The 24,895-nt window shown below is 41.5% G+C and carries 23 protein-coding genes; 4 read left to right on the forward strand and 19 right to left on the reverse strand.

What is annotated here, in order from left to right; genetic code table 11:
• Positions 1 to 71: 71 nt before the first annotated feature.
• The 17 genes from lepA to V3C10_16340 all read right to left on the reverse strand — a co-directional run bounded on the left by lepA (position 72) and on the right by V3C10_16340 (position 18,147).
• Complete coding sequence (gene lepA, locus V3C10_16260) at positions 72 to 1,886, reverse strand: translation elongation factor 4 (protein WVP60855.1); 1,815 nt, start codon at positions 1,884 to 1,886, stop codon at positions 72 to 74.
• Between the two features lie 283 nt (positions 1,887 to 2,169).
• On the reverse strand, positions 2,170 to 3,702 hold the full coding sequence (locus V3C10_16265; protein WVP60856.1) for a hypothetical protein: 1,533 nt from the start codon (positions 3,700 to 3,702) through the stop codon (positions 2,170 to 2,172).
• Entirely contained in the window at positions 3,699 to 4,895 is a 1,197-nt protein-coding gene (locus V3C10_16270) for an O-antigen ligase family protein (GenBank protein ID WVP60857.1), read from the reverse strand. The genes V3C10_16265 and V3C10_16270 overlap by 4 nt, the downstream gene beginning before the upstream one ends.
• 33 nt (positions 4,896 to 4,928) lie before the next feature.
• On the reverse strand, positions 4,929 to 5,933 hold the full coding sequence (locus tag V3C10_16275; protein ID WVP60858.1) for a stealth family protein: 1,005 nt from the start codon (positions 5,931 to 5,933) through the stop codon (positions 4,929 to 4,931).
• 14 nt (positions 5,934 to 5,947) lie between these two features.
• Positions 5,948 to 6,904, reverse strand: a complete 957-nt coding sequence (locus V3C10_16280; protein WVP60859.1) for a LicD family protein — start codon at positions 6,902 to 6,904, stop codon at positions 5,948 to 5,950.
• Positions 6,905 to 6,908: 4 nt separating this feature from the next.
• Positions 6,909 to 7,646 (reverse strand): phosphocholine cytidylyltransferase family protein, encoded by a 738-nt coding sequence (locus V3C10_16285; protein ID WVP60860.1) that lies wholly within the window; start codon positions 7,644 to 7,646, stop codon positions 6,909 to 6,911.
• Positions 7,647 to 8,720 carry an aminotransferase class V-fold PLP-dependent enzyme gene (locus tag V3C10_16290; GenBank protein WVP60861.1) on the reverse strand — a complete coding sequence of 358 codons (1,074 nt, stop codon included), beginning with the start codon at positions 8,718 to 8,720 and terminating at the stop codon, positions 7,647 to 7,649. It abuts the gene before it with no gap.
• Between the two features lie 34 nt (positions 8,721 to 8,754).
• Positions 8,755 to 9,627 carry a LicD family protein gene (locus V3C10_16295; protein WVP60862.1) on the reverse strand — a complete coding sequence of 291 codons (873 nt, stop codon included), beginning with the start codon at positions 9,625 to 9,627 and terminating at the stop codon, positions 8,755 to 8,757.
• Positions 9,620 to 10,489, reverse strand: coding sequence for an NAD-dependent epimerase/dehydratase family protein (locus tag V3C10_16300; GenBank protein ID WVP60863.1), 870 nt, complete (start codon positions 10,487 to 10,489; stop codon positions 9,620 to 9,622). The genes V3C10_16295 and V3C10_16300 overlap by 8 nt, the downstream gene beginning before the upstream one ends.
• A gap of 54 nt (positions 10,490 to 10,543) precedes the next feature.
• Positions 10,544 to 11,158 carry a sugar transferase gene (locus V3C10_16305; GenBank protein ID WVP60864.1) on the reverse strand — a complete coding sequence of 205 codons (615 nt, stop codon included), beginning with the start codon at positions 11,156 to 11,158 and terminating at the stop codon, positions 10,544 to 10,546.
• Positions 11,159 to 11,217: 59 nt separating this feature from the next.
• Positions 11,218 to 11,763 carry a transcription termination/antitermination NusG family protein gene (locus tag V3C10_16310; GenBank protein WVP60865.1) on the reverse strand — a complete coding sequence of 182 codons (546 nt, stop codon included), beginning with the start codon at positions 11,761 to 11,763 and terminating at the stop codon, positions 11,218 to 11,220.
• A 248-nt stretch (positions 11,764 to 12,011) separates the two neighbouring features.
• Positions 12,012 to 12,590, reverse strand: a complete 579-nt coding sequence (locus V3C10_16315; protein WVP60866.1) for a transcription termination/antitermination NusG family protein — start codon at positions 12,588 to 12,590, stop codon at positions 12,012 to 12,014.
• A 343-nt stretch (positions 12,591 to 12,933) separates the two neighbouring features.
• Positions 12,934 to 14,415, reverse strand: a complete 1,482-nt coding sequence (locus V3C10_16320; GenBank protein ID WVP60867.1) for an amino acid permease — start codon at positions 14,413 to 14,415, stop codon at positions 12,934 to 12,936.
• Between the two features lie 79 nt (positions 14,416 to 14,494).
• A complete protein-coding gene (locus tag V3C10_16325; protein ID WVP60868.1) occupies positions 14,495 to 15,775 on the reverse strand; it encodes a TRAP transporter large permease in 1,281 nt (426 codons plus the stop codon).
• On the reverse strand, positions 15,772 to 16,272 hold the full coding sequence (locus V3C10_16330) for a TRAP transporter small permease (GenBank protein ID WVP60869.1): 501 nt from the start codon (positions 16,270 to 16,272) through the stop codon (positions 15,772 to 15,774). The genes V3C10_16325 and V3C10_16330 overlap by 4 nt, the downstream gene beginning before the upstream one ends.
• Before the next feature lie 70 nt (positions 16,273 to 16,342).
• On the reverse strand, positions 16,343 to 17,386 hold the full coding sequence (locus tag V3C10_16335) for a TRAP transporter substrate-binding protein (protein WVP60870.1): 1,044 nt from the start codon (positions 17,384 to 17,386) through the stop codon (positions 16,343 to 16,345).
• 17 nt (positions 17,387 to 17,403) lie between these two features.
• Positions 17,404 to 18,147, reverse strand: coding sequence for a creatininase family protein (locus tag V3C10_16340; protein WVP60871.1), 744 nt, complete (start codon positions 18,145 to 18,147; stop codon positions 17,404 to 17,406).
• Positions 18,148 to 18,471: 324 nt separating this feature from the next.
• On the opposite strand from V3C10_16340, the gene V3C10_16345 reads away from it, so the two are divergent.
• From V3C10_16345 to V3C10_16355, 3 genes are all read left to right on the forward strand, one after another.
• Positions 18,472 to 19,287 (forward strand): nitrilase-related carbon-nitrogen hydrolase, encoded by an 816-nt coding sequence (locus V3C10_16345; protein WVP60872.1) that lies wholly within the window; start codon positions 18,472 to 18,474, stop codon positions 19,285 to 19,287.
• 129 nt (positions 19,288 to 19,416) lie between these two features.
• Positions 19,417 to 20,463, forward strand: a complete 1,047-nt coding sequence (locus V3C10_16350) for a LacI family DNA-binding transcriptional regulator (protein ID WVP60873.1) — start codon at positions 19,417 to 19,419, stop codon at positions 20,461 to 20,463.
• 227 nt (positions 20,464 to 20,690) lie between these two features.
• A complete protein-coding gene (locus tag V3C10_16355) occupies positions 20,691 to 21,662 on the forward strand; it encodes a type II CAAX endopeptidase family protein (protein ID WVP60874.1) in 972 nt (323 codons plus the stop codon).
• A gap of 26 nt (positions 21,663 to 21,688) precedes the next feature.
• Here the strand turns inward: V3C10_16355 and V3C10_16360 are convergent, their stop codons facing one another.
• The gene (locus tag V3C10_16360) at positions 21,689 to 23,146 is read right to left on the reverse strand and encodes a stage II sporulation protein P (protein WVP60875.1); all 1,458 of its coding nucleotides are present in this window, start codon (positions 23,144 to 23,146) and stop codon (positions 21,689 to 21,691) included.
• Positions 23,147 to 23,302: 156 nt separating this feature from the next.
• Positions 23,303 to 24,328 (reverse strand): GPR endopeptidase, encoded by a 1,026-nt coding sequence (gpr, locus tag V3C10_16365; protein ID WVP60876.1) that lies wholly within the window; start codon positions 24,326 to 24,328, stop codon positions 23,303 to 23,305.
• A 227-nt stretch (positions 24,329 to 24,555) separates the two neighbouring features.
• Here gpr and rpsT point away from each other — a divergent pair, with 227 nt between their 5' ends.
• Complete coding sequence (gene rpsT / locus V3C10_16370) at positions 24,556 to 24,819, forward strand: 30S ribosomal protein S20 (protein WVP60877.1); 264 nt, start codon at positions 24,556 to 24,558, stop codon at positions 24,817 to 24,819.
• The last annotated feature ends 76 nt before the right edge of the window (positions 24,820 to 24,895 follow it).

A 24,895-nucleotide genomic window follows, 5' to 3' on the forward strand; every position in this document is an offset into this window, starting at 1 on the left:
TGATGTTTATTGCCTGATGTTTGTTATCAGGCGCTTAATATCCGATGTTTATTATCTATCGCTTATTCCAGTTACTCTTCATCCAGCTTCAAAACGCTCATAAATGCCTTCTGTGGAATTTCCACGTTGCCGATCTGACGCATTCTCTTCTTGCCTTCCTTCTGTTTTTCCAGAAGTTTTCTCTTACGCGAGATATCGCCGCCGTAACACTTGGCGAGTACGTCTTTTCTCATCGCCCTGACCGTCTCCCTGGCAATGATTTTTCCGCCGACGGCAGCCTGAATCGGAATTTCAAACAGATGTCTCGGGATTTCATCCTTTAACTTCTCACACATCCTTCTGCCGCGTTCATAGGCAGAACCTTCAAATACGATAAAGGAAAGTGCATCGACCTCTTCCCGGTTCACAAGTATGTCGAGTTTCACCAGTTTGGACTCTTCATATCCCTTCAGTTCGTAATCAAAAGAGGCATATCCGCGTGAACGTGATTTCAGTGCGTCAAAGAAGTCATAGATAATCTCATTCAGTGGAAGTTCATATTTTAATAAGGCTCTGGTCGCCTCGATATATTCCATTCCAAGATAAACGCCGCGGCGCTCCTGGCACAGTGTCATGATTGCACCGACAAATTCGGTTGTTACCATGATTTCTGCGGACACAATCGGTTCTTCCATATATTCAATCTCGGACGGATCCGGAAGATTGGACGGATTCGTAAGTTCCATCATATCCCCATTTGTCTTATGGACGCGGTAAACAACGCCGGGGGCCGTCGTCACGAGATCCAGGTTATATTCACGTTCCAGACGCTCTTCAATGATGTCGAGGTGCAAAAGACCTAAGAAACCGCAGCGGAAACCAAATCCGAGGGCGATGGATGTCTCCGGTTCAAAGAAGAGGGAGGCATCATTTAACTGAAGTTTTTCCAGGGCGTCCCGGAGATCGGGATATTTTGCCCCGTCGACCGGATAAAGGCCGCAGTATACCATCGGAGTCACTTTCTTATATCCCGGAAGGGGCTCTGAGCATGGATTCTCCTCATTTGTAATGGTGTCGCCCACCATGGTGTCTCTTACATTCTTGATACTGGCCGTGATGTAACCTACCATTCCGGCTTCCAGTTCCTCACACGGGAAGAATTGACCGGCTCCGAAATAACCGACCTCCACAACATCGGCCGTGGCCCCGGTTGCCATCATCTTAATCGGAGTCCCTTTTCGGACGCTTCCGTTCTTGATTCGGCAGAATACAATAACGCCCTTGTATGAATCATACAGGGAATCGAAAATAAGGGCCTGAAGCGGGGCGGATGCGTCACCCTGCGGGGCAGGAATTTTCTCTACGATCTGTTCCAGGACTTCATCGATATTCAAGCCTATTTTGGCAGAGATTCTCGGTGCATCATGCGCTTCAATTCCGATTACGTCTTCGATTTCGGCGGCAACCCTGTCCGGTTCCGCGCTTGGAAGATCGATTTTGTTGATAACCGGGAATACATCCAGGTTATGATCGAGGGCAAGATATACGTTCGCCAGTGTCTGCGCCTCGATTCCCTGGGCGGCATCCACGACAAGGATAGCGCCGTCACAGGCCGCCAGACTCCTCGATACCTCGTAGTTGAAATCGACATGGCCTGGGGTATCAATCAGGTTGAATATATATTCTTCTCCGTCTTTTGCTGTGTATACGGTACGGACAGCCTGGGCTTTGATCGTGATTCCACGCTCACGCTCCAAGTCCATATTGTCAAGTACCTGGGACTGCATCTCCCTGCTGGTAAGTAAGCCGGTTCTCTCTATGATTCGGTCTGCAAGGGTTGACTTGCCGTGATCAATGTGGGCGATGATGCAGAAATTTCTGATTTTGCTCTGGTCAACTATTGCCATGGGTGGGATTCCTCTCATTTTATTTATTTAATCAGCTTCCAATAAAATATAGCATTTTTTAAGAATTCTTTCAAGGTTGTTCTTTAAAAGAGAAATAGAAAATTCGGATTTAAATAGTAGAATACCTGAAATACTGATTTAGATAACGTAAAATTAAAAAGCCGCGTTTATCTGCCAGTAAGGCGGATAAACGCGGCTTTTAATAATACAAATAGAAACATGTTACTTTTTATTTTTTCAATACCACACAATAATATTAGGTGTTACATTTTTTGTTTATTTTTCACTTTATCGAGGTATTTTTTCTTATAAGATTAGTCAAACGTCTAATCAGTAAAACACTTTCTTTATGAAAAATTGCATAGAAGCAAACGAAAGTCAACGAAGAAATTAAAACAGATATTATGAAGTTTACTATAATCTGTTCATATAAATTATTATAAATAAACCGCTTTAAAATTTCATTTGAAAAGAACAAGCTAATCATTGGTATAATTAGAAGCCATAGCATTTCTAAATAATATTCAAATAAAGATTTCCCAAAAATGTTTCTATAAACGAGCAAAGGATAGGTATAAAAGAAAATTATAAGCGTACTGATAATTGTCCCCATGAATATTCCAGCCATTCCGAAATATTTTAATAGTAAAATTGACATTACTATATTTGTTACGGATTCTATAACCGGAATGAAGCGATCCTCATATAATATACCTGCTGCTTCTTTAAATATACTAAAAACATTTCTTATACCTTGAATATAAAAATTAAAGGAAAGAATAAATAAAGTCCCATTGGAAAGAGTGAATTCCTTGCCAAAAATAACTGTTATTAGAGGTGACGTTACCCAAAAAATTCCTATTGCAGCACAATTAATCAGTCCTGTATTCAAAATTTGCATTTCCATAAAAATATTATAAGCTTTTGCTTCATTTTTTTCTGTAAGTAATTGTCCTACGCTGGCCGTCGCAGCCGATATCAATTGCGTACAAATATTTTTAATCGCATTGATTATTAAAAAATAATTTGAATATATTCCTACTGCTTTCAACCCAAGAAACTTTGATATCAATATATTGTCCGTTCCTAAGACAACAAAACTTCCAATTTTGTGAAAGATAGTTCCTTTCACTTTTTGCTTTATATCTTTCAATAGCTGTGGAGATAACTTTTCTGCGTTTTTTTCAATAAGAAAAGGATATAGCTTCTGAGAAAGATAATTAATATATAAATTTTCTGCAATCCTTGTTACTACCATAACAAACAGATAAAGTATGAAATCATGTGTCATATAAAGAATGACAACTTGCCCCAACTTCACCGCACATTGGTATACCAAATCGCATCCTACAACAATATAATTCTTTTGATCTGCAACCAAAATAGAACGTTTATATGTAAATAAATATGATACCACTGCATCCAGCAAAAACCATATATACAATTCCGTTAATGAATACGGAAGAGTGTTATCAGCTACTATAAATTTCAAACCTGGTATAATACATATCCCTAATCCCCCTATAATACATGCAATTGCAGTATAGCACTTTTTATAAAATCGCATCAAGACCTGTATTTCAGCAGTATTCTTGTCATGTATCGGTTTATATAAATGATAAATAATTGCAGTCCCAATTCCTAATTCAGCAATAGACAACATGGACAAAACATTACTGAAAAGTCCATTAATCCCTTGATATTCTATTCCTAAAATACTTACTACAGCCTTGCGGTTAACAATCCCCAATAAAATCGTAATAATATAATAGGTGAGACTGGCTATCGAATTATATAATGTTCGTCTTGTCTTCACTGTTGTTTACCTAATTGTATACCTTTTTTCTGATTTTCCGATGCATATATATATATAAATACCAACATGAAGAATAGAAATTTAATAGAATATGCTTCAAATTGGCACATCAACATGAATATCCCTAAAAAAGCCTCTAAATAGTACCGCATCTGCTGGCTTTCCACTTTCTTCAATTTATTTATTAGTAAAAAGAATATAAACACAATGCATAAAAAACCTAAAACCCCATTTTTATACAAAATGTCTAAATATATATTATGAGCATGAACAGCTTGTACGGGACTAAGTTTTTCAAAAATAACGTCTTGAGTTTCCAAACCATTTCCGATTAGCCAATGTTGGTAAATAAATGGCTTTATTACTTTCCAAATCTCTGCTCTGCCTGAAAAAGTAATATCACGTTTTAGAAAGCCTGTTATAGCTTTAAGAATCAGATTTTCAGACGAATTCCATACAACTACATAGAAAAAAATTATATTTAAGATTGTATATAATTTGATATTTAAAATAAAGCGCGTATATTTATTATTCAAAAACATATTGTAAATTAATAACAATGATATACCAACAATAGATGTTGCGGATCTCATCTTGTAAAGTGTTAAAAACATAACACAATATAAGATTATGTAATCAACTGTCATTTTTCCCCTATATTTCTTTATATATAGAAAGCCTGAGATCCCTGCCATAAAAAAGTAAAGTACAAAAACATTATAATTACCCAGAAAAAAATTATACTCTTTGATACCATTTATGTTTTCGAACATTCCTCCTGGGAAAAAAAACATTGTAGCCAAGTTAATAATTAACAAGCAATAAAATAAATAGTAAATTATTTTAAGGAACATTTTTTCATTATAATTATAGCCCCACTGTATTCCTCCACACATAGATAGCAGTAAGATCCCTCTTCCCCATATAGATGTTTTAACGTCTACATGGTTAAAAATCGTAGAAATTAATTGTATTATCGTAAAAAGACAAACAATTAAAATAACAGAACGTATTTTTCTATAGCGTAGAAAATAAAAAAATACACAACAAATTGTAATAATATTTATTAAAATATCATACTTAGCTATAAACGGAATAAACTCAAAATAAGCAGGATAAAAAGAAAACAGCAACAATATCCCCAATAATAATGCGATAATAACGTGGCAAAAATTAAACATAATACTTTTCATAATAAACGCTTTCTTTTTCCAAAGTGTATAAAATTAATTTTCAAATCGAGATTTTTGCGGCAAAATAAAGTCAAATGCTTTAATTATATTTTTCTTTTCAAACTCAAAATTTATATCAAAAGGGTCATCATTAACACAAACTATTTTGTTATTTTGGTGAGCAATTGTATTATAAATTTGTTCGGCTGAATTCTGGCCAATTGTCAGGTATTTTCCTTTCATTTTGCCTGGAGTAAATTGTCCAGTTAAAAGTTGCCAATAGGCAATTAAATATTGATTGACGTCTTCTTTCGTTCGAACTTTTCTTCTACATGTTTTGGATAAAATCTCAGATTCCTTATCCCAAACTTCAAAAAATGTTTTTTTCAAAAACGATGTGCATAAATGTTCGTTATAAAATCCCGTATAATTCTTCCATGGCGAAAGCAAAATATTCTTTATAACATTTTTACCGTATTGAAGATTGTACCACTTACTCCAATTTTTTGTTACCGCACTTCTATCAAAATTCATATTAATAATTCCCATTATATTCATTAGAATATGGGGCATATAGTTATTTATATCTGTGTTGGCAATAGCATTCATGACAGCCTGGGTACAGGGTAAACCGTTTTTAAAAAAGTCCGTTGGTTCAACAGTCGAAGTTAAAAAGATATCATCATTAAAATATACAAACTGTTCTGCTAGCCCTTTAATTAGATGTAAATTCAACTCAATTGTATGGGAACTGAATGTTGGTAAAAACTCTTTTGGTATATAATCTTCATGCTTTACAAAATGTAATTTCTCATGCTTTAGATTTAACCATTCTGGGCATTGACCACATGTTATAAAATGTATTCTATTAACCCAAGGAGCATATTTTTCCACTCCACGAAACCAATAGCGTAATACATCCCAATCTCTGTAACGTGATATATCACCATCACCCACTATCTCTCCACAATAAAGCTTCTTTTGTTTTCTCCACTCAATATCAGCGCCATCTACCCAGGGAATTACAAAATCTATTACTTGTTCCTGCTCTTTTTTCATCAGATTCTTACCTTTTACTCATTTCCTTTTTCTTCATTCCGCTTCGTAAGATCAAGGCAAAAGTCCACAAAATAATGGCGTTCCCTCTCCTCGATTGGTGGTATTCTCATATAATCACCATACTGATTTTTTAAATATGTATCTACGTCATGAGGTAAATTAACTTCTATACCTTCAAAAATACCTTTAACTGGCGGAAAGTAAACCTCTTTTGGCATAATATGGCCAAAATAATGGCCTATATCTGTTGGTACTGCCCATAAGTCTGAATCTTTTCCTCTTATAAACATATCATAATGGTTGTACCAAAATTCATAAGAACGAAAACTTGATAAAAAACCAAGAATCATTCGGATACGATAATTTACTCTTCCAGACATTGTCCGACTAAAAAATTTTTTTACTCGTAGATCTCGATACTTATAAAGAAGCGAAGAAACTGTCCAATATTGTGCTACCAACGATATTATTCCTTTAATATTTCTTTCGACCTTCTGTTCTGGTACACATTCAATTGGAAAAATATCTATATGAACGCCTTTGGGGAATGGAGTATTAATATTCATCAGAATAGTCTTTAACGTATTCTTTTTGTACACCTCTGTTATCAGACTACTGACCATATGTGGCTCTGCATTAGGGCTACACAATTCATACTTATCTCCCAGTTCCTGATCAAAAATTTGTACAAATCGATTTAAATCCTTTCTTGGCATAATTAAATCCACATCATCATCCCATGGAATAAAACCATTATGACGAACAGCGCCTAAAGCTGTTCCACCTGCGAGGAAATAACATATATTATGTTTATTACAAATTGCAATAATATCCTTCATAATGTCCAAAAAACAGATTTGAAGAGCTTTCAGTTCGTTATCTGACATATTATGAAGCAGTTCATAATCTTTTACCTCTGCCATTGACCTTCGCGTTGAAAAAAAAGTTTTGAATTTTTTTAACATACCCATTTTTTTAATCTACCTGGACATTTAGGAAATCTCCTAACTGATAACCAAGATAATTTAAAATCCTTTCATAATCTTCTATATAATCTACTTCTGCCCAAAATTTCCCTTGAATATTATGTACATATACAGGATAATTATTTACTTCCTCATATAAAATATTTTCCCACCATACAGAATGATTTTGTTGATTTATCATCTCGTCCATTTTACTAAGGAATCTGGTTAAATGTTCTTTTTTAATTTTTGCAATTCCTACATACTCACCTGTGATATCTGCACCAGTTAATTCTTTTCCATATTTCATTAATATTTCATTTTCATAATAAAATTTGTAATCTCCGTCTTCTTTTCTAGATTCATCAGACAACATAACTGGACTTCGATTTTCATTAATAACAATATCTAAAATGGCATCTTCTACAAAGACATCGGCATTCATAATTAGGATATCTTCTTGTCCAATCAAAAATTCTTTCGCAAACCATGCCGATGCAATACTATTTGTTACATCATAAAACGGATTATAAAAATATTTAATAGGATGGTCTCTCAGTATGCTTTTAATGACTTCATGACGATAACCTGTTGCTATTCCAATTTCTGATATTCCTGCTTTTTGCAAAGCTTTTATTGTATTTTCTATCAATGAAGTCTTCCCTATTGATACCGTACATTTAGGGTTCCCATTTAAATAGCGACTGATCCGTGTTCCTCTTCCCGCTGCCAACAATAATGCTTTCATCTATAATACCCCTTTTCTATTCATGTCATAAAATGCATCAATTAAAACATTCATTTGTTCATCACTTATTTCACCAATATGCCCTACTCTTATATGAGTTTCCTTCTCTTCTCCACTGCAAGGATTTATATAAATATCATAGGTATCTGCCAGATAATTAATTAACTCTGTCGCCATCATTTTTCCCTTCAACCTCAGTGGTGTAAGGGCGTTGGAGCAATTCTCGGAGGAGATCTCAAATGGAAGTCCTTTTATTTTTTGACGAAACAGATTAGCAATTTCAGCCGTCTTCTGACACTGTTTTTCAACTCCCTCTTCTAAAACCATTTCCAGTCTTTTATTTAACTGATATAGCGTACCGACTGCAGGGGTATATGGTGTTTGTCCACGCTTTCCATTTGAAAGATAGTCTTTAAAGTTAAAGTACATCTCTTTCAACTTAATTCTGGAAATTCTCTCCTGTGCTTTTTCATCCACAACCACAAAAGCCATCCCTGCCGGAATTGCTAATGCCTTCTGTGAACTTATAACCGTTGCATTTACCCCCCACTTTTTCATATGGTAAGGATCTGCAAGAAAAGTGCTGATAGCATCAACCAGCAAAAACAAATTATTTCTTTTGCAAAATTCAGAAATCATCTCCATATCGTACAAAACACCTGTTGAAGTTTCATTTGCATTTACGAGAAATGCTGTGTATTTCTTTCCTTCATATGGGTACAAATCTTCCTCAGACAGTGCGTGCCCATGTTCTAGAATAATGGAATCCGCAGGAATTCCATGCATATCACAAATAGCCTTAAATCTTGCACCAAATCCACCTCCGTTAACAACTAAAACTTTATCTTGGCCAGTAAAAAGATTTTTTACTGAAGCTTCCATTGCCCCTGTTCCTGACGATGTTAAAAAAATCACTCGTGAACTTTCATTTGCTTCAATCGCTCTCAACATCATTTTTTCATTTTCCATCATTAATTTTGAAAAATCCTGTGTTCTAAAATATGGAACCTGGTTAGCTCCAATATTTAAAATCGCGCTATTCATCATAACCGGTCCAACTGTAAAATTCAGCATGTTCTCTCCTCTTTTTTTATCGCAAATTGTAAAATTAAGATTTATTTTTATTTAGGTAGTATTTATAACCTCTATATTTCTTATATGAGGTATTTAAATCCATAAATAGAATATTATGACGCAGAACTCTCTCTTCTACCGGAGGAAGCTCCATATAATTTCCATATGAAATAGTCAGAAATTCATTATACCCCGATGGAACTGGCATCCTATACCCTTCAAATTCCATATATATTATATTTTCCATCCATTCTTTTTTGAAATGTTGTCGCATAATCGTCATTCCCTCACCCAATGAAGCAACGTAATTACATGTCGATGGTAAATATTTTGCCATTCTTTTTTCCGCATTATGCCATAATATATATCTCATTTTATCGGTTCGAATAATGCCTAATGCCAACTTTGTCAAGTAAAAAATCCCCTTACTTTTATGTTCTGGCAGTCTCTGAAAATTAAAGCAGCAATATATCATTGAATTTATCATTTGATAAAACTGTTTTTTCCTACTTTTAGGAACCCCATCCAATGGTATTACATCGATCATAATTCCTTGATGAATATCTAAATCGACGCTATGTTTATTAATAAATGTAGTATTATTATCTTTTATTTCAGTAGCAGTATGATGTATATTATAATTCTCGTTCGATCTAACACAGGTATACCTTTCTGTATCGGCATATTTTTTCCATAGTTCGGGTAATTTTTCATAATCTTCACGAAACATAAATACGTCTATATCATCATCCCACGGAATAAATCCTTTATGTCTGACAGCTCCCAAACAAGTGCCCCCTGCTAATACAAAAGACAGATTATTTTCATTACAGAAATCTCTGAAATAAATCAGTATCTCCAGTAATTTTTTTTGAATTTCTTTTATTGGGATGTTTTCCTCATTCATTTTTCTGACTTTCTCCCTGCCTTCCTATTTTTTCAGTTCGTATTAAAGATTGATTATAAGTATAAAACTGTTTGCAGACATCAAAATTTTCGTAGTAAAGGCTCCCAAATACTTTTTTAATAATCGATATAGGAAATATTTTTGATACCCCGTCCCAAAGCGGTATCATAATAATTCTATGCCCTGTCATATCTGCAATGTCTCTTACCATTTTACTGGTGCATACGTATTCCGGATCTTGTGGACAGTAGAGACCGCTTTTCCCATTATCAATAATACTTTGAACAAACATACATAAATTTTCTATGTAAATCATGCTCCGTTTATTGTGAATATCAGGAAAAACAGGTAGCTTTTTTGCATAATGTGAAAGCCGCTTATAATTGCCTTTACAACCATGTCCATAAACCATGGGCGGACGAAGAATTGCTATTCTAAAATCATCTGTTGCCATTCTAAGAATTTCAGTTTCTGCCTCTAATTTTGATTTTCCATAATTGCTCTTTGGAGCCTCCATTGTTTGAGAGTTAATTCCCCCTTCTTTTATACCGTACACGCTCATAGAACTCAAAAAAACAAACTGCTTTACCCATTCAGTTTTTGCTTTCAAAGCTGTTTCTATTGCTAAGTCACGGTTCACTTTATAATACTGTTCTATATTTTTCATTGTTTCTTTTTGATGGGCAATTCCTGCCACATGAAACACCACATCATACTGCGAAAAATCTCTTTTTCTCCACTCTTCTCCCCTCATGTCTACAGTATCCACCCAATACTTTCCATCAAACCGTGGATCCATTACCCATTTTTCAAATGAAGTCCCAATATAACTATTAGCCCCTGTTATTAATATTTTTTTCATAATACTCTCTTTTTCTGTTTATCAAGCAAAGAATGCTGACTCTTCTTATTTCAATTACTGCTGCGTCCGCTTCTTTATTTCTCCAGTTCCGCCTTCCACCACACCATCCCCTTTAAGCACTGATAACACCGTCCCCAAAAGACAGACACAATCCATTCTGACCCCCAGCCTCTTCACATACTCCCCATCCATCTTTGCCTTCACCGGAATCTCCAACTCATCCCTTCCATTAATCTGAGCCCATCCCGTCAACCCCGGCATCACATCATTAGCACCATACTTATCCCGCTCCGCAATCAAATCAAACTGGTTCCATAGAGCCGGCCTCGGCCCTACAATGCTCATATCACCTTTTAAAATATTAATAATCTGTGGAAGTTCATCAAGGGAGGTCTTTCTCAAAAATCTCCCCACTCTAGTTATGTACTGTTCCGGATCTGCTAACATATGGGTCGGCGTATCTTTCGGCGTATCGACCTTCATCGTACGGAATTTCAAAATATTGAAATATGTTTTATGAATCCCCACTCTTTTCTGCCTGAACAGTATTGGTCCTTTCGAATCCATCTTAATTGCGATCATAAGCAATAAAAAAAGGGGTGATAAAATTATCAACCCTAGCACAGACAAGCAAATGTCTAAAAACCTCTTTATATATTTTTTATACATACTCTTTTCTGAATACCTCTCTATTCTTATTCAAATGAACATTTACAACTTCCACACTGTCATCTTATTCTCTTGATTTCTTTATCCTTTTCAAGGCGTATTCCAAATATCAGTGTTCTTTCTTCTCCCAGCATCAACGTTTTCACCATTGCATATCTCTTATGGAGATTCACCTTAATATGCTCTCTTTCAAAGCATTTTAGTGCTCCCCCTATGGAAACCACATTTCCATCTATGTCAGTCTTCACAACTGCCAACCGTACGACAGCATTGCTATAATCCTCTCTGCAATCCATAATTGCCCGCAGAAACTTCTCTTCCGCCTCTTTAACCGGAATAAAATCGTCTTTGCCGCTCCCCAGCAGTCTTGAAAATCTCGGTACACCCTTCAATTCCATATAAATCCGTTCCGGCTCCTCTGTCTCTATAAATACATATCCCGGAAATAAAGGCCTTACCTGCAACTGCCACTCTCCCCCCAGCCGTTTCAGCCATTCCGCCCGAATCATAAAGCAATTCTCAAAATGCTCCCGGCTCAATAATGTACGGATAAAGAGCATCAGCTCTTCCTCTTTTCCGGTAACAGTCTGAATTACATACCACATATCCGAACTCCTCTCTGACCAAAAAAGACATGGCTTCGCCATTCCTGCAGTTATTAAAAAACTCCAGATCCTTTTTCAGATTTTTAGCCGAAAACCATACTAACATTCTTAGAACCTACATCTACTATAATTATAAGCTCCAAAATGCCTTTTCTCTCCGGTACCTTAAACCCGACCAGTATAACAACACAATCCGGCTGCATGCCTCAATAGCTGTACAACCTTTATGCATATTTTTACAAACCCTTTTATGAAACAAGAACCTTTACTCCCTCTTGTCTCATTCCCTGTCTTCCACCACTCGTGTCTTCCAGGATTTTCTCATCAATTCCAATCCCGGCCCAGACGACAACCTTTTTCCGTGATACCGGAATTTCCACCTGGGCAAAGCGGCGGTGCCAGTCAAACTTTACAATCTGATTTTCAAGTCCCTTTAAGGGACCTTCCGTAATATAGGAAGTGCCTTTTTCCTGGTCCTTATAGCCATAGGACATTCTAAGATAATGATGTTCGCCGCAAAGCTTCCTCAGATACCATTCTTCCTCCTCATACACAGAAATCAGATATCCCGGTTCTTCCATCACTCTCAGTATCGTACGATAAGCTTCCAGTTCCTCCGAAAGTTTATCCGGCCTGCTGCTCTCAAGGAATACATATCCGGGAAACAATTCTTTCTCCACCAGTTTCCAGACACCATCCGAGCGCCAGAGCCTCTCACAGCGGAATGTAAACGCGTCATCGAGGGCATCCTGTGAAATATGCTGTCTGCAGGAACGGATTATCGTATCTTCCCGGCCTGTTCTACACTGTAATACGTACCAGCTCATAAATGCCCCCTTCCTGAAAAGGATCGCTTAACTGGCAATTAAGCGACCCTTTTTTACAATATCCTTGTATTCATATACAAATAATGCTATTGTTCGTGTGATTTTAAAAGAAAAAGCGAGTGTGTTTCAAACGGCTACGATGAAATTGTCATTAAAATATGGAAAATATTAAGAAAAAGCAAGAAATTATTTAACATTTATTCCCTTAAGATTCATTTTCTATCAGTTGACCATCCCCTGAAAGGGTGTTATAATTTACAGGAATCTAGCAGCAGTGGAAAAACTGCAAAAAAATGTCGCTTAATTGCCAGTTAAGCGACTCTTTTTCCCCTACCACTCATCCTCATAACGGCGGAAACATCTCATCAAACGTCTTCTCCCCGCCTTCACTCTTCTCCTCCCGTCCCCTTTTTCCCACTATCCTGTAAATTACCACCGGAATTATAACGGCAAGGCATGCGATCACAAAAACTGTCTGCTGTCCTTTCCCAAATGCCAGCATAATCAGACAGAGTGTCTGGGCCGCCAGTGCGAATACCGATACCCACTGCTGTTTTGGTGATACACAGGCCCTCAAACACTCCTGGGGATTGTAACCGTTCTTTTGCAGCCGTTTTCTGAACTGAAGCTGCGAAGCGATAATTCCAATCCAGGCCAGCGTTCCCGTAAATCCGGAAACGCTCAGAAGTTTCTCATACAACGCCGCTCCCCCTGCCGACAAACCCAGAGTAAGTACAAGCCACATACTGGCAAGTGTAAATAAAACGGCATTTTTAGGGTTCCCCTTTTTATCCAGACTTCCCAGTTTCTTTGGCGCCAGTCCTTCTATAGAAAGGCCATAGAGACTTCTTACCGTTCCGTAAAAGCCGGTATTGGCACAACTAAAGGCGGCAACCAGAACGACTGCAGACATTATTCCGGCAAAAAAATTCAAATGATAATAAGTAAGTACCTGGGCGAATACCGAATCGACCACCGTTGCCTGAGCGCTCGGAAAAATGCAGAGTATCAGAAAAACGGGAAGCAGATATAAGGCGGCGATTCTGCCGGTAACGCTTTTGCAGGCAGCCGGCACCGAGTGTTCCGGATCCTGCGCTTCGGCTGCGGCAAGTCCCACAATTTCCGTTCCCTGGAACGTCACCAGCACTACTACCATGTTCGTTAAAACGGCTCCTGCCCCGTTCGGAAACAGATTTTTCGTCCAATCACTCCCGGAAAAATTCACCCGTGCACCAAGAAACCCGCTGCTTCCCCACAGTCCAACCCAAATACCAAATGCAATCACCGCAAACAGAATAATGACACTGACTTTTATAATGGCAAGTGTAGATTCCACTTTCGCAAAAATATCTATGGCACACAGGTTAATAATGGTAAGCAGCGTCAATGCCCCAATTGCATACATCGCCGGTATCCCGGGAACCAGCGAGTTTAAAACCACAGAGACGGCAATGGCTTCCGACGGAACATAGCAAACCCAGTTAAACCAGAAGGCCCATCCAATTCCAACCGAGGCGCTTTTTCCCAGGAATTCATTGGTATACGCGATAAAGGATCCCTTGCGCGGCAGATTTACCAACAATTCTGCGTAGGAAATCATCATTCCATATACGATAATCCCTACGACAATAAACGCGAAGAATACCGCCGGGCCCATATCCCGGATTAACGCTCCCAGTCCCAGAAAGTAACAGGAACCAATCACGCCTCCCAGACCAATAAAAGATACCTGCCAGCTTTTAATCCCTCTTTTCAATTCCTGCGGCGGCCTATATTCCTTTTCCTCTTTCTTTTCCCCTATCTTTTCATTCTTCAGACTATCCATATTGCCTCCTCCCACCGGCCATACTGATCCAAACGGTCCGGCTGACAAAACAGCCGGACCCTATTTAACCTTCCATTTTTTATCCCTTCAGCGTATTCGGCAGCCATGTGCAGATACCCGGAACATAGGTGATCAGCAGCAGCGCCGCGAATCCTGCTATAATATATGGCACAACGCCTTTGACGACCTCTTTAAACGGTACGCCGCTGACACTGCTGACAACATTCAGGTTGCAGCCGACCGGAGGCGTGACCATTCCAACCGCGCAGTTCATGCACATTACCACGCCCAGCGCAACCGGACTATATCCGAGACTAAGCGCAACCGGGTAAAATATAGGAGTAAAAATATACTGGCAGCAGTTCCCATCGATAAAGCAGCCGGCAATAATCAAAACCACATTTACAATCAGCAGGAATATAAACGTATTTCCGTTGGTGCATGTTTCCAGAAGATTCGTAACCGCTCCGGAAATACCGGAAATCGTCAATACGTAGGCAAAAAGAGCCGCCGTTCCAATCGTAAACATGGTTTGTCCGCTGGTCTCACAGGCGGAACTGAAAATTTCAATTATATCTTTAAACTTAAGCGTCCGATAGATAAAAACTCCTACGAACAAACCGTAAACAGCCGATACCGCAGCCGCCTCGGTCGCTGTAAAAATACCGCCGTAGATGCCGCCCAGAATAATTACAGGCATTAAAAGACCCCAAAACGCATCCTTAAAAGCGCTCCACCGTTCTTTTGCCGAAGCTTTGGGAAGTACCTTCAGTTTCTTTTTATCCGTAGTGACAAGACAGGCAATAATTAGAAACGCTCCCATAATCAGCCCGGGAATAATTCCAGCCATAAAAAGATCGCTGGTGGACTGCCCGGTGATCGACGCATAGACGATAAATACAATAGACGGCGGAATAATAATACCGATCGAACCCGATGTTGCCATCAGGGCAGCTGAAGAATTCGCAGGATGCCCCACTTCTACCATAGCCGGAACAAGGATCATCCCGAGAGCTGCCACCGTGGCCGGTCCGGAGCCGCAGATAGCGGCAAAAAAGCAGCAGACAACGACACAGACGATTGCGAGACCGCCGTGGATGTGCCCGACCATCGACTTTGCAAAGCGTATTAACCTGGATGAAATTCCTGCCCGCTCCATAATGGCGCCGCCTAAAATAAAATAAGGGATAGCCAGTAAAACAAAGCTCGTCAAAGAGGAGTAGTAGTTATAGGGTACAACGGTCAATGTCGTACCATCCAAAATAAGACATACCAGGCCGGCAATTCCCATCGATGTTCCAATTGGAGCACCAATTAAAACAAGCGCCAGAAAAATACACAATACAATAAAACCAATCATACCGTTCCCCCTTCCCCTTTATCCGTACCATTCGGTTTTTTACTTCCCCGGAGCGCCCGGAACAGTACGATTACGGCATAGTATCCCATAAAACCGCACCCTACCGGGATAGCCAGGCCATAAATCCACTCCGGAATCCGCATTGCGGCACTCAGTTTATGCAGTGCAAACTGCTGTGTCACCATGACCGCTCCCATGTATGCCATGTAGAGACAAAATACCATTGTCAGTGCAGCGGAAAATAATTTAAATATATAAGACAGTTTTTTGGGGATAAGGCCGTCCAGCAAAGGAATATCGTAATGGGATTCATTGCGGACCGCCTGTGACGCCCCTAATCCCGACAGCAGGACTGCCAGATGGGTAACCAGCTCCTCGGAAAAGGAGAGGCCAAAATGGAACACATACCTGGAAACAACGTTTACAAATGTAATAGTAAGCATAACTGCAAATACCATTACCGCCAAAATATCATCCGGATGGAGTTTCTTTTTCATACTGATTCCTCCGCTAGAAGAATCGGCCGCCGGGGACTTTCCCGTTACTGCGGCGGCCGAAAAACAAGTATCACTTCAGTTCCCAAACCTCAATCGTATTCTCACTCAATGTACTAATCGTCTCCTCTGCCACCGGGAGAGCCAGTTCTTTGAATTTACCAAGCTGTTCTTCCGATAAGTCACAGAAAACAACGCCGGCCTCTTCGAATTCACCGCGAAGTTTCTCTTCTGTTTCCGCAAGATGGGTACGCGCATATCCGGCCGCTTCGACCGAAGTTTCTTCCAGTACTTTCCGGAGTTCCTCACTGTACCCGGACCAGGCCTTGCTGTTTGTCACCATATGATAACCGGACCAGGTCATATTGAGCATTGTGACATATTTCTGAACCTCCTGAAGGTTGGCGGAGCTTATCGTCTGAAGTCCGTTAATCTGGCCGTCTACCGTGCCCTGCTGCAGGGCGGAATACAGCTCCGAAAAGCTCATCGGCACCGCATCGGCTCCCAGCGCTTTTATCAGCCTGAAATCACTGTCGCCGTAAACCCGGATCAGGAGATCCTTTAAATCAGACGGTTCATAAACCTCGTGTTTGGCATTTGTCAACTGGGAAATTCCATTGGGCAGGGTCGCAAGATACGTCAGGCCGGTGTCCGAAAATTCTTCCTTTAACCACGCCTGTCCTTTCTCGGAATCCACATGTGCATATACATCGTCGTAACCGTTAAAAGCGAACGGAACCTCCAACGCATAGAATTCACCGTTGATTCCCTCCATAACGCCCTCACTTAATATACAGAGATCATAGGCTCCGCCCTGAACCAGCAATTCAACCATGCGGTCCATGTCGCCGCCCGAAAGCTGGCAGTCACCGTAGCCGTCCAGCGTAACCGCCCCGTCCGTTTTTTCGGCAACCAGTTCCGCCCATTTTTCAAAGGCAATCCCGTCAATTCCCTGGCTCGTACCTGCATAACTGACTTTTATGGACTGTTTTGCAAATCCTCCCTCCCCATTGCCGGATGTCTCATTGCCGGAAACCGTTTTTTCTTTCGCTCCTCCGCAGGCTGTCATCCCCAGACATGCCACTGCAGCCATCACCCAAATAAAACATTTTTTCATGATACCCCTCCTTATTCTCACTTTGTCCCTTTGTGAATCATACAATCCTTAATGTAATTGCTTACCTCCTCAACCGCTCTTTTCACCGCTTCCGCGCCTTTATCCGCACTCCCCTTTGTTGCATCCCCGAGTGTTCCTGTCTTTGTATATTCAATGAAATCCGTATAGACGGTAATATTGGGATAAGGATCTTCGATCAGGGAAGGAGAATTTACCGCCTTCTCCATATCCACCAGCTCCGGCGCAAGATGAAGCAGTACGGATGTACCCGCCTCACTGGCATGGCCGTGGGGCGTTTCCGTCTCCCAGACATCCTTCGTAAGCGTTGGGATATACTGCCAGAATGCAATCAAAGCCCCGGTAATCCCGTACTCCTGTCTCAGTTCGTCCATCAGCTCATTGAGGGGCTGCGTATTCGCCACATGGCTGTTAACAATAAAAATGTTTTCAAACCCCCATTTGATAAAAGCCTCACAGATATCGCGGTAAACTGCCTTTAAATTTGCCGCCCTGGTCGGGATCGTTCCCGGGAACGCATTCAAATCGAATGACTGCCCTACCTCCAGACAGGGACCCACCAATGCTCCCGTTTTTTCCGCCACAAGCTCTGCAATTTTTTTAGAAACAATAATATCGCTTCCCATCGGCAGATGGGGCCCGTAAACCTCCACCGCTCCGGAGGGAATAATCACGGTCTTTGTCTCCTTTCTTCTTTCATCAAATTCCACCCACGACATTTCCTTTACTACGTTTGTTCTCACCACTTTACCTCCTCTTAGCTCTGTAACCGGACAAGCCGGCTGATAAAACAGAATGCTTATTATTTGATTCTCCTTTTGTGAGACCGCTCTCATATTTTCAATCATACAATATAACCTTTAGGAATTAAATACTCATTTTAAACAAATAATTAATTTTTTATTGTGTATTTTAGCTAATTTTTCAATCTATTTTCACTTTATATTGACCTTTTCGTTTTAATAATGTATGATTTTTCTAAGAAACCAGTTTTGTAACCGCTCTCTTTAATATCGTAGAACCTGCAAATTTAATATTACACTCAGCGATTAAAAGGGGATAAGAATATGGTCAAGGTAGCTTTATGTCAAATGGGTTCCACCGGCACAGCCGAAGAAAATGTCAAAAAGATGATTGGAATGGCGAAGAAAGCAGCTCAAGAAGAAAATGGCCTGGATGTGATTGTCTTTCCGGAAGACAGTTATTTTGATGCGGATGCCCGCTCGGAATCTCAGGGGCCGGAACCTCTGGACGGATACTTTGTCACTCAGATGTGCGCACTTGCAAAAAAACTTCATGTCAATCTGATACCGGGAACCTTTATGTGCCAGGCTGAAAATGGGAAGTACTATAATACGGCGCTCTTTATTAACCGGGACGGGAAAATTATCGGACGGTATAATAAAATGCACTTAATGAAAGCAATCGGATATGATGAATCCCAATATGTGGAGGGAGGTACCGAAGCAGCAGTGTTTGATACAGATTTCGGCAGAATCGGCCTGATGGTATGTTATGATTTACGTTTTCCTGAACTGGCCCGGGGGATGGTGCAGGACGGCGCCGAAATCATTTTTGTGCCGGCCTATTTCCCGGCCGGAAATCCGCTTCCGCCGCGCACCGATCACTGGGATACTCTCGTAAAAGGAACCGCACTGTTTAATCTGACTTATGTCGTCGCAGTAAACCAGTACGGCCACGTTGTGGAGTCCATCCCCTTCGGGCGGTCACAGGTGGCCGATCCCTGGGGCACGGTTATTTCCCAGTGTTCTAACCGGGAGGAGATTCAATACGCAGTTCTGGATCTCGATTATCAGGAAGAAGTCCGGGACAGCGTTGCAAGTTGGAAAAACCGCCGTCCCGAATATTACACGCTGCACTAAACAGAGGCCCCGGAACAACCCCCGGAACAGCTGTCAATTCCTTTGACATTAAACTGACGTTGGGATATAATGAAACATATTATTTCCAATTATTAACAAACAAAATTTACTTAGAAAGAGGTTTTTCTTATGAGCGCCACTATTGATGATGTTGCTGAAGAATGCGGCCTTTCGCGGGCGACCGTTTCGCGGGTTTTGAGAAACAGCCCCAATGTAAGCAAAAAATCGCGGCTGCTTGTCGAAAAAGCAATCGCAAAAATCGGATATCAGCCCAATCAGATGGCCCGCAGCCTGGCTCAGGGGTATTCCAATATGGTTGCCTTAATCATGGGAAACATCTCCAGCTATGCGCAGATAGAAATTGCTAAAACCATCCAGAAGATTTTATATGAACACGGTTTTATGGTTCTCCTCTGCAACAGTGATTATAAGACAACTTTGTGTGACGAATACCTGGATACCGCAAATGCAAATAAGGTGGCCGGAGCTTTTCTTGTAACTATCAGCGCCACACCGCAGAAAATTGCCCAAGTAGCTCAGAGCAATCTTCCCATCGTTATGGTTAACCGCCATGATACGGCCGTCAATTGCGACTCCGTCATATCCGATGATGAGAAAGCGGCTTATCAGGCCGTTAAACAGTTGGTCTCCCTCGGACACCGGGAGATTGTCCTTCTCAGTGTGCCGCAGTCATTTATCGCCGGGCGCAATGCCTATTGGGGATACCGTACCGCTTTGGAAGACAGCGGAATCAAGTTTGACGAAAGCAATGTATACAATATTGATATCAATGCGTACTCGGATGTTTTGAATACCCGTCAAACATTTGACGCCTCCAATGTTTTTAAGGAACATCCGTCTGTCACGGCGGCAGTCTGCCTGGTTAATGAAATCGCTGTCGATTTTTACAGCCAGTGCAAGACACTGGGCAAATCCATCCCTCACGATTTGAACATGGTCGTGCTCGATCCCGTTCAGCCCACCGATTTTCAGGATTTCGTATTCACCACCTGCGGTGTTTCACAGCAATCCCTGGGAGAGGCGGCAGCCAATCAGATGCTGCACCGCATCGAAAGCCGGAGAGCCGTCAAGGATGGGACATCGGCTCCCGCCGCATATATTGTATTAGAGCCGCAATATGTAGAAGGCTCGAGCACCTCCGAGTTAAAAAAGTAATCTGTCGTACTGATCCAAATGAGTCTGCTTTTCCTTCAGCAGACTCATTTGATTGAGTGGCAATGAAAAAATTCGCGAAGCGTGCTTTCCGTTGTTTCCCGGCCATCCCGCCTGTTCATTTTCCTCTGATTTTTTCAAAACTTTTCTAAAACTCTTGTACGCCTGGTCATTAAAAGATATGATAATTTATATAACTGCTGAAAATCAAAAAACGAAAGGTATCATATATGAATCTACTTATAAACAACCCCGTCATTAAAAATAAAAGCGGCCAGGTGCGTTCCGGCTGGGTTATCCTCCTTGTAATTTCGGCATTTTACGTTCTGGCCAACTTCATGACATCTATATCAGTCGTCGTGATACGGCGGCTCCTGATCATAAGCGGCCACTACCCCTCTGCCATCGAACAGTCCGACGCGGTCTTCAATTGGATAAACGATGTGTTCTTTCCCGTTTACGGACAGATTTTATATGATTCCGTTATGATCCTCGTTCCCCTTGCCGCTTGGCATCTGATCATGAAGCGTACTCTTTCTTCCATCGGCCTTAAACCCGTCAAAAAGGGCTGTAAAGAATTGCTCACCGGTATGTTCCTGGGCGCGCTCTGCTGCTCCATTGTCTTTCTGCTCCTTGTTTTAACCGGGCAGGCTGTTGTGGAGTCATGGAAACCGACCTTCTCATGGCTTCAGTTTTGGTGGTTCTTTATCTTTATGCTCGTTGCTTTAGGGGAAGAAATTATGAACCGGGGGTTTTTGATGTCCACTCTGCGCAGGGTGGGAAATCTTCCTTTTATTATGTTTATTCCATCCGTCATATTTGGTCTTATCCATCTAGGAAATAATGGAGTAACGTTTTTATCCTTCTGCAATATCGTTTTTGTAGGATTTCTCTTCTCCTATATGTACATAAAATCGGGCAATATCTGGATGTGCATCGGGTATCATTTTACCTGGAACTCATTTCAGGGCCTGATCTTCGGCATGCCGGTAAGCGGGATCAATATTTCAGGAATCATAACTACCCGTTTTACCGCCGACAACATTGTTACAGGCGGTATTTTCGGAATCGAAGGCGGTATCCTTACGACTCTGGTGATTCTGCTGGGATTTTTATTTGTAAAATATTACTATCGTGATTCACAATATGACTTTATTAAAGATGATTTTAATAAACATGACGTTATTAAAAAACGGCTTTAACAAAATTAGTTAAATCAGTTAAATTTTCACCCTTCCGGCCTCACCACCATATCCACCAGCTCCGCCAGCGGCTCCATCGCATTCCTGGCCTCCTCATATGTATTATTCTGCGCCCCCACCTCTATGAGCGCTGAACACGGCCTCACATGCTGGTTATACCGAAGCCCTTTCAGATAAATCTTCCGCGTAAACCCGGGATAGCAGGCGTCGGCGCAGAGCTTCATCTGGAAGCTGAACGCCATATTATCGGTTCGGTAGGGGTTTTTAAGGTATTCAATCGCCCCGTCCGGTGTCTGGCTGGTTCCGTTGAAAAACATAATCGTGGCCGTCTTTTTCCCGTTTATTTCTTTAACCAGATGCGTGCTTTCTTTCACGCCGTCCCTGTGAATGTCGAGAACCACCTGAATGGACGGATTTTTCTGCAGAATAGCCGTTATTCCGTCCAGTGCGTATGTATAGGCCTTGCTCCGATCCAGTTTCCCATCCCGGAGGTCATAAACAGAGGTGTCATGAATAACATTATATCCCTTCTGCTCAAGCAGCTCGGTGAGATAGGTGCCCACTCCCACAATTGTGGCATCCTTGTTTCCTTCATGATAGTCTGCAAATTCTTCCTGCGAATGTGTATGGTAAATCAGAATCTGCGGTTTATCACTGCCCTGTTTCAGCGAGAAATCCTCCGACAAAAATGTTTTCGCGCTCATCATATCTCTGCCCGCCGTTGTGGTCGGGTGTACCGTATAAAAATGTTTCATCAGGAAATCATAGTCGGCCAATTGCGCTGAAACGTATCTGATTCCGGACGAACTGACGGTCCCCTTATTGATAAGCGAGTCTCCGGCCGGACTTCCGGATGCCTTAAGCTGGCCTCCCGCTGCGCTTTGCCCCCCGGCTGTCTGCACGGACTCTCCCTGTCCTTCTCCGGTGCCTGAACCCGCGGCATTGCCGGGGGACATTCCTGCTGCCCCTGGTCCATTTTCATTTTCCGACGTATTAGTATAGGTAGAAACACCGCCCGAGGCCAGCACACTGCTGCCTTCCAAATCTCTGACAAGACACTCATATTCCTTTAAAATCCGGCTGCTCTCCAGATAATTCCCATACGACGGATCCGGCTCCAGTTCTCTGTACAGTTTCCCCTGACTGCCCTCGGCCAGCCTGTAGTAAGGCACCTGTTTTAAAATAAAGCCAGCCAGGCGGCCTGCCATTTCATCAACCTCTTTGCTTGCTCCACCGGAATTTATACCTGTAAATCCGGCCGACGGATACCAGCTTCTCCATATAAAAAGCGCTGTCCGGCTCTCGTAACCGCTGAATGAATTTGATACAATATTCCCCACAGCCGACGGCAGTCCCCGCAGCGCCCTGCCTCCAAAGAAAGCAAACAGAAACAGGCACAAAATTGCTGCCGCCGGCCGGAAGATTGATATTTTTCTATTTCCTGCAATATATTCTCTAATGATTCTTATTTTTCCCGGCCTCATGTCTGTCCCGCCTTAAAAATTCTCTCCTTTTACCATTCTATGCAGGAGCCGGTTCTTTTTACCTGAATCTTGCCGATTTCTTAATCTGGTACGCCGCTGTATGGGTTCCGCTTCACAAAGCGCCCGGAATTTATACCATGATGCGCCGGTATTCACTCACTCTTTCTTGCCGTACAATGCCCTGTGAATCCCCTCGGAAACGGTGAAACTGAGCTGTTTTACCCTCTCGTCGATATCCTGTGGCGTTACAAACATCGGGCCGAACTCCGGCTCCATCAGCTCTCTGATCAGTTCATACTGGCTCTCCGGATCGAGATCCTCAATATATTTCGCATATCCTTCAGTCCCACTGTTCAGCGACAACGTATGAATCAGCGCCTCTACCGTGCCGTGTACAATGGCCGCCGCACCTACCACAGTCGGGATTCCCAGAGCCGCCACAGGCACTCCCAGGCTCTCCTTCGTCATGCTGTGCCTGTGGTTTCCCACGCCGGAACCCGGATGGATTCCCGTATCCGTAAGCTGGATCGTGGATGCCAGACGTCTGACGTTTCTTGCGGCCAGGGCATCGATCGCCAGGACCATATCCGGCTTCGTCTCCTCCACAATTCCTTTTACAATCTCGGCCGTCTCCATTCCCGTCTGCGCCATGACGCCGGGCACAATGCCGCTCAGTACGGGAAGTTTGTTCTTTTCACAGAAATCATCCCCGTATTCTCCCAGGAAATGCCTTGTCATCTGAAGGTTATCCACCACCCTCGGCCCAAGGGAATCCGGCGTCACCTGGATGTTGCCAAGGCCCACAACGAGGATCGAGGCCTGTTCTTTCTTCTGCGGACACATTTTCTTAATGAGCTGGTTCAATTGTTTCCCCAGCTCCTCGGCCACTTCCTCATGATAGCCGTCGTCCTTTTCCGCCATATCCGGGACATCCAGGGTCAGATAGGTTCCCATCGGTTTTCCCATGGCCTTTGCCCCACGCTCATCCAGAATGGAAACTTCCGTCATCCTGATATGGCTGTTCCTGTGATGCCATTCCCGGAGCGCAACGCCCTTTATTTCTCCGCCGTCCCCGGCAAAGCTCTCCTGTTCCTCCACGGCCAGGTCGGTCCTGGCTTCAAATGACGGTAATTCTCCTATTTTATTTTCATCGGTTATCCTGCTGTTTTTCCGGCCAAACATCGCAAATCTCCTTTCGCGGTTCATGGGTACTTTCACTCTTTATAGTTTTTCTGTTTTTCCTTTAAAATATACTGAAAAAACTGTATAAATCCGGAAAATACATATTGACATCCCTGACTTTATTCGATAAAATACAATAGTATGTTTACATTGAACTGTCCGTGTCCAGGCTTTAATGCAAACCAAAGAATTGATAATATATGATATATCAGATGGAGGTGTACAGATTGGCTAACATTAAATCTGCAAAGAAAAGAATTTTAGTAGCTGAAACAAGAGCTGAAAGAAACAAAGCGATCAGATCCAAGGTTAAAACAGTTACCAAGAAAGTTGATGCTGCAATTACTGCCGGTGACAAGGCTGCTGCACAGGCTGCATTATTAGTTGCAATCAGCGAGATTGACAAGGCTACCACAAAGGGAGTTTATCACAAAAATACAGCTTCCCGTAAAGTATCCCGTTTATCTAAAGCCGTTAACGCAATGGCTTAATCTCTGGAACTTTCAATTTATACAATTAATTAACCCATTATATAGAAAAAAGGTTTCCGCTCAGGTGTGGCGGAAA

This window comes from [Clostridium] symbiosum, assembly GCA_036419695.1.
Classification (GTDB): Bacteria; Bacillota; Clostridia; order Lachnospirales; family Lachnospiraceae; genus Otoolea; species Otoolea symbiosa_A.

Coding starts and splice junctions, on each gene's coding strand:
- lepA (WVP60855.1), bottom strand. CDS start 1,886: ATGGCAATAGTTGACCAGAGCAAAATCAGAAATTTCTGCATCATCGCC.
- V3C10_16270 (WVP60857.1), bottom strand. CDS start 4,895: ATGAAAAGTATTATGTTTAATTTTTGCCACGTTATTATCGCATTATTA.
- V3C10_16275 (WVP60858.1), bottom strand. CDS start 5,933: ATGAAAAAAGAGCAGGAACAAGTAATAGATTTTGTAATTCCCTGGGTA.
- V3C10_16280 (WVP60859.1), bottom strand. CDS start 6,904: ATGGGTATGTTAAAAAAATTCAAAACTTTTTTTTCAACGCGAAGGTCA.
- V3C10_16285 (WVP60860.1), bottom strand. CDS start 7,646: ATGAAAGCATTATTGTTGGCAGCGGGAAGAGGAACACGGATCAGTCGC.
- V3C10_16290 (WVP60861.1), bottom strand. CDS start 8,720: ATGCTGAATTTTACAGTTGGACCGGTTATGATGAATAGCGCGATTTTA.
- V3C10_16295 (WVP60862.1), bottom strand. CDS start 9,627: ATGAATGAGGAAAACATCCCAATAAAAGAAATTCAAAAAAAATTACTG.
- V3C10_16300 (WVP60863.1), bottom strand. CDS start 10,489: ATGAAAAAAATATTAATAACAGGGGCTAATAGTTATATTGGGACTTCA.
- V3C10_16305 (WVP60864.1), bottom strand. CDS start 11,158: ATGTATAAAAAATATATAAAGAGGTTTTTAGACATTTGCTTGTCTGTG.
- V3C10_16310 (WVP60865.1), bottom strand. CDS start 11,763: ATGTGGTATGTAATTCAGACTGTTACCGGAAAAGAGGAAGAGCTGATG.
- V3C10_16315 (WVP60866.1), bottom strand. CDS start 12,590: ATGAGCTGGTACGTATTACAGTGTAGAACAGGCCGGGAAGATACGATA.
- V3C10_16320 (WVP60867.1), bottom strand. CDS start 14,415: ATGGATAGTCTGAAGAATGAAAAGATAGGGGAAAAGAAAGAGGAAAAG.
- V3C10_16325 (WVP60868.1), bottom strand. CDS start 15,775: ATGATTGGTTTTATTGTATTGTGTATTTTTCTGGCGCTTGTTTTAATT.
- V3C10_16330 (WVP60869.1), bottom strand. CDS start 16,272: ATGAAAAAGAAACTCCATCCGGATGATATTTTGGCGGTAATGGTATTT.
- V3C10_16335 (WVP60870.1), bottom strand. CDS start 17,386: ATGAAAAAATGTTTTATTTGGGTGATGGCTGCAGTGGCATGTCTGGGG.
- V3C10_16345 (WVP60872.1), top strand. CDS start 18,472: ATGGTCAAGGTAGCTTTATGTCAAATGGGTTCCACCGGCACAGCCGAA.
- V3C10_16350 (WVP60873.1), top strand. CDS start 19,417: ATGAGCGCCACTATTGATGATGTTGCTGAAGAATGCGGCCTTTCGCGG.
- V3C10_16355 (WVP60874.1), top strand. CDS start 20,691: ATGAATCTACTTATAAACAACCCCGTCATTAAAAATAAAAGCGGCCAG.
- V3C10_16360 (WVP60875.1), bottom strand. CDS start 23,146: ATGAGGCCGGGAAAAATAAGAATCATTAGAGAATATATTGCAGGAAAT.
- gpr (WVP60876.1), bottom strand. CDS start 24,328: ATGTTTGGCCGGAAAAACAGCAGGATAACCGATGAAAATAAAATAGGA.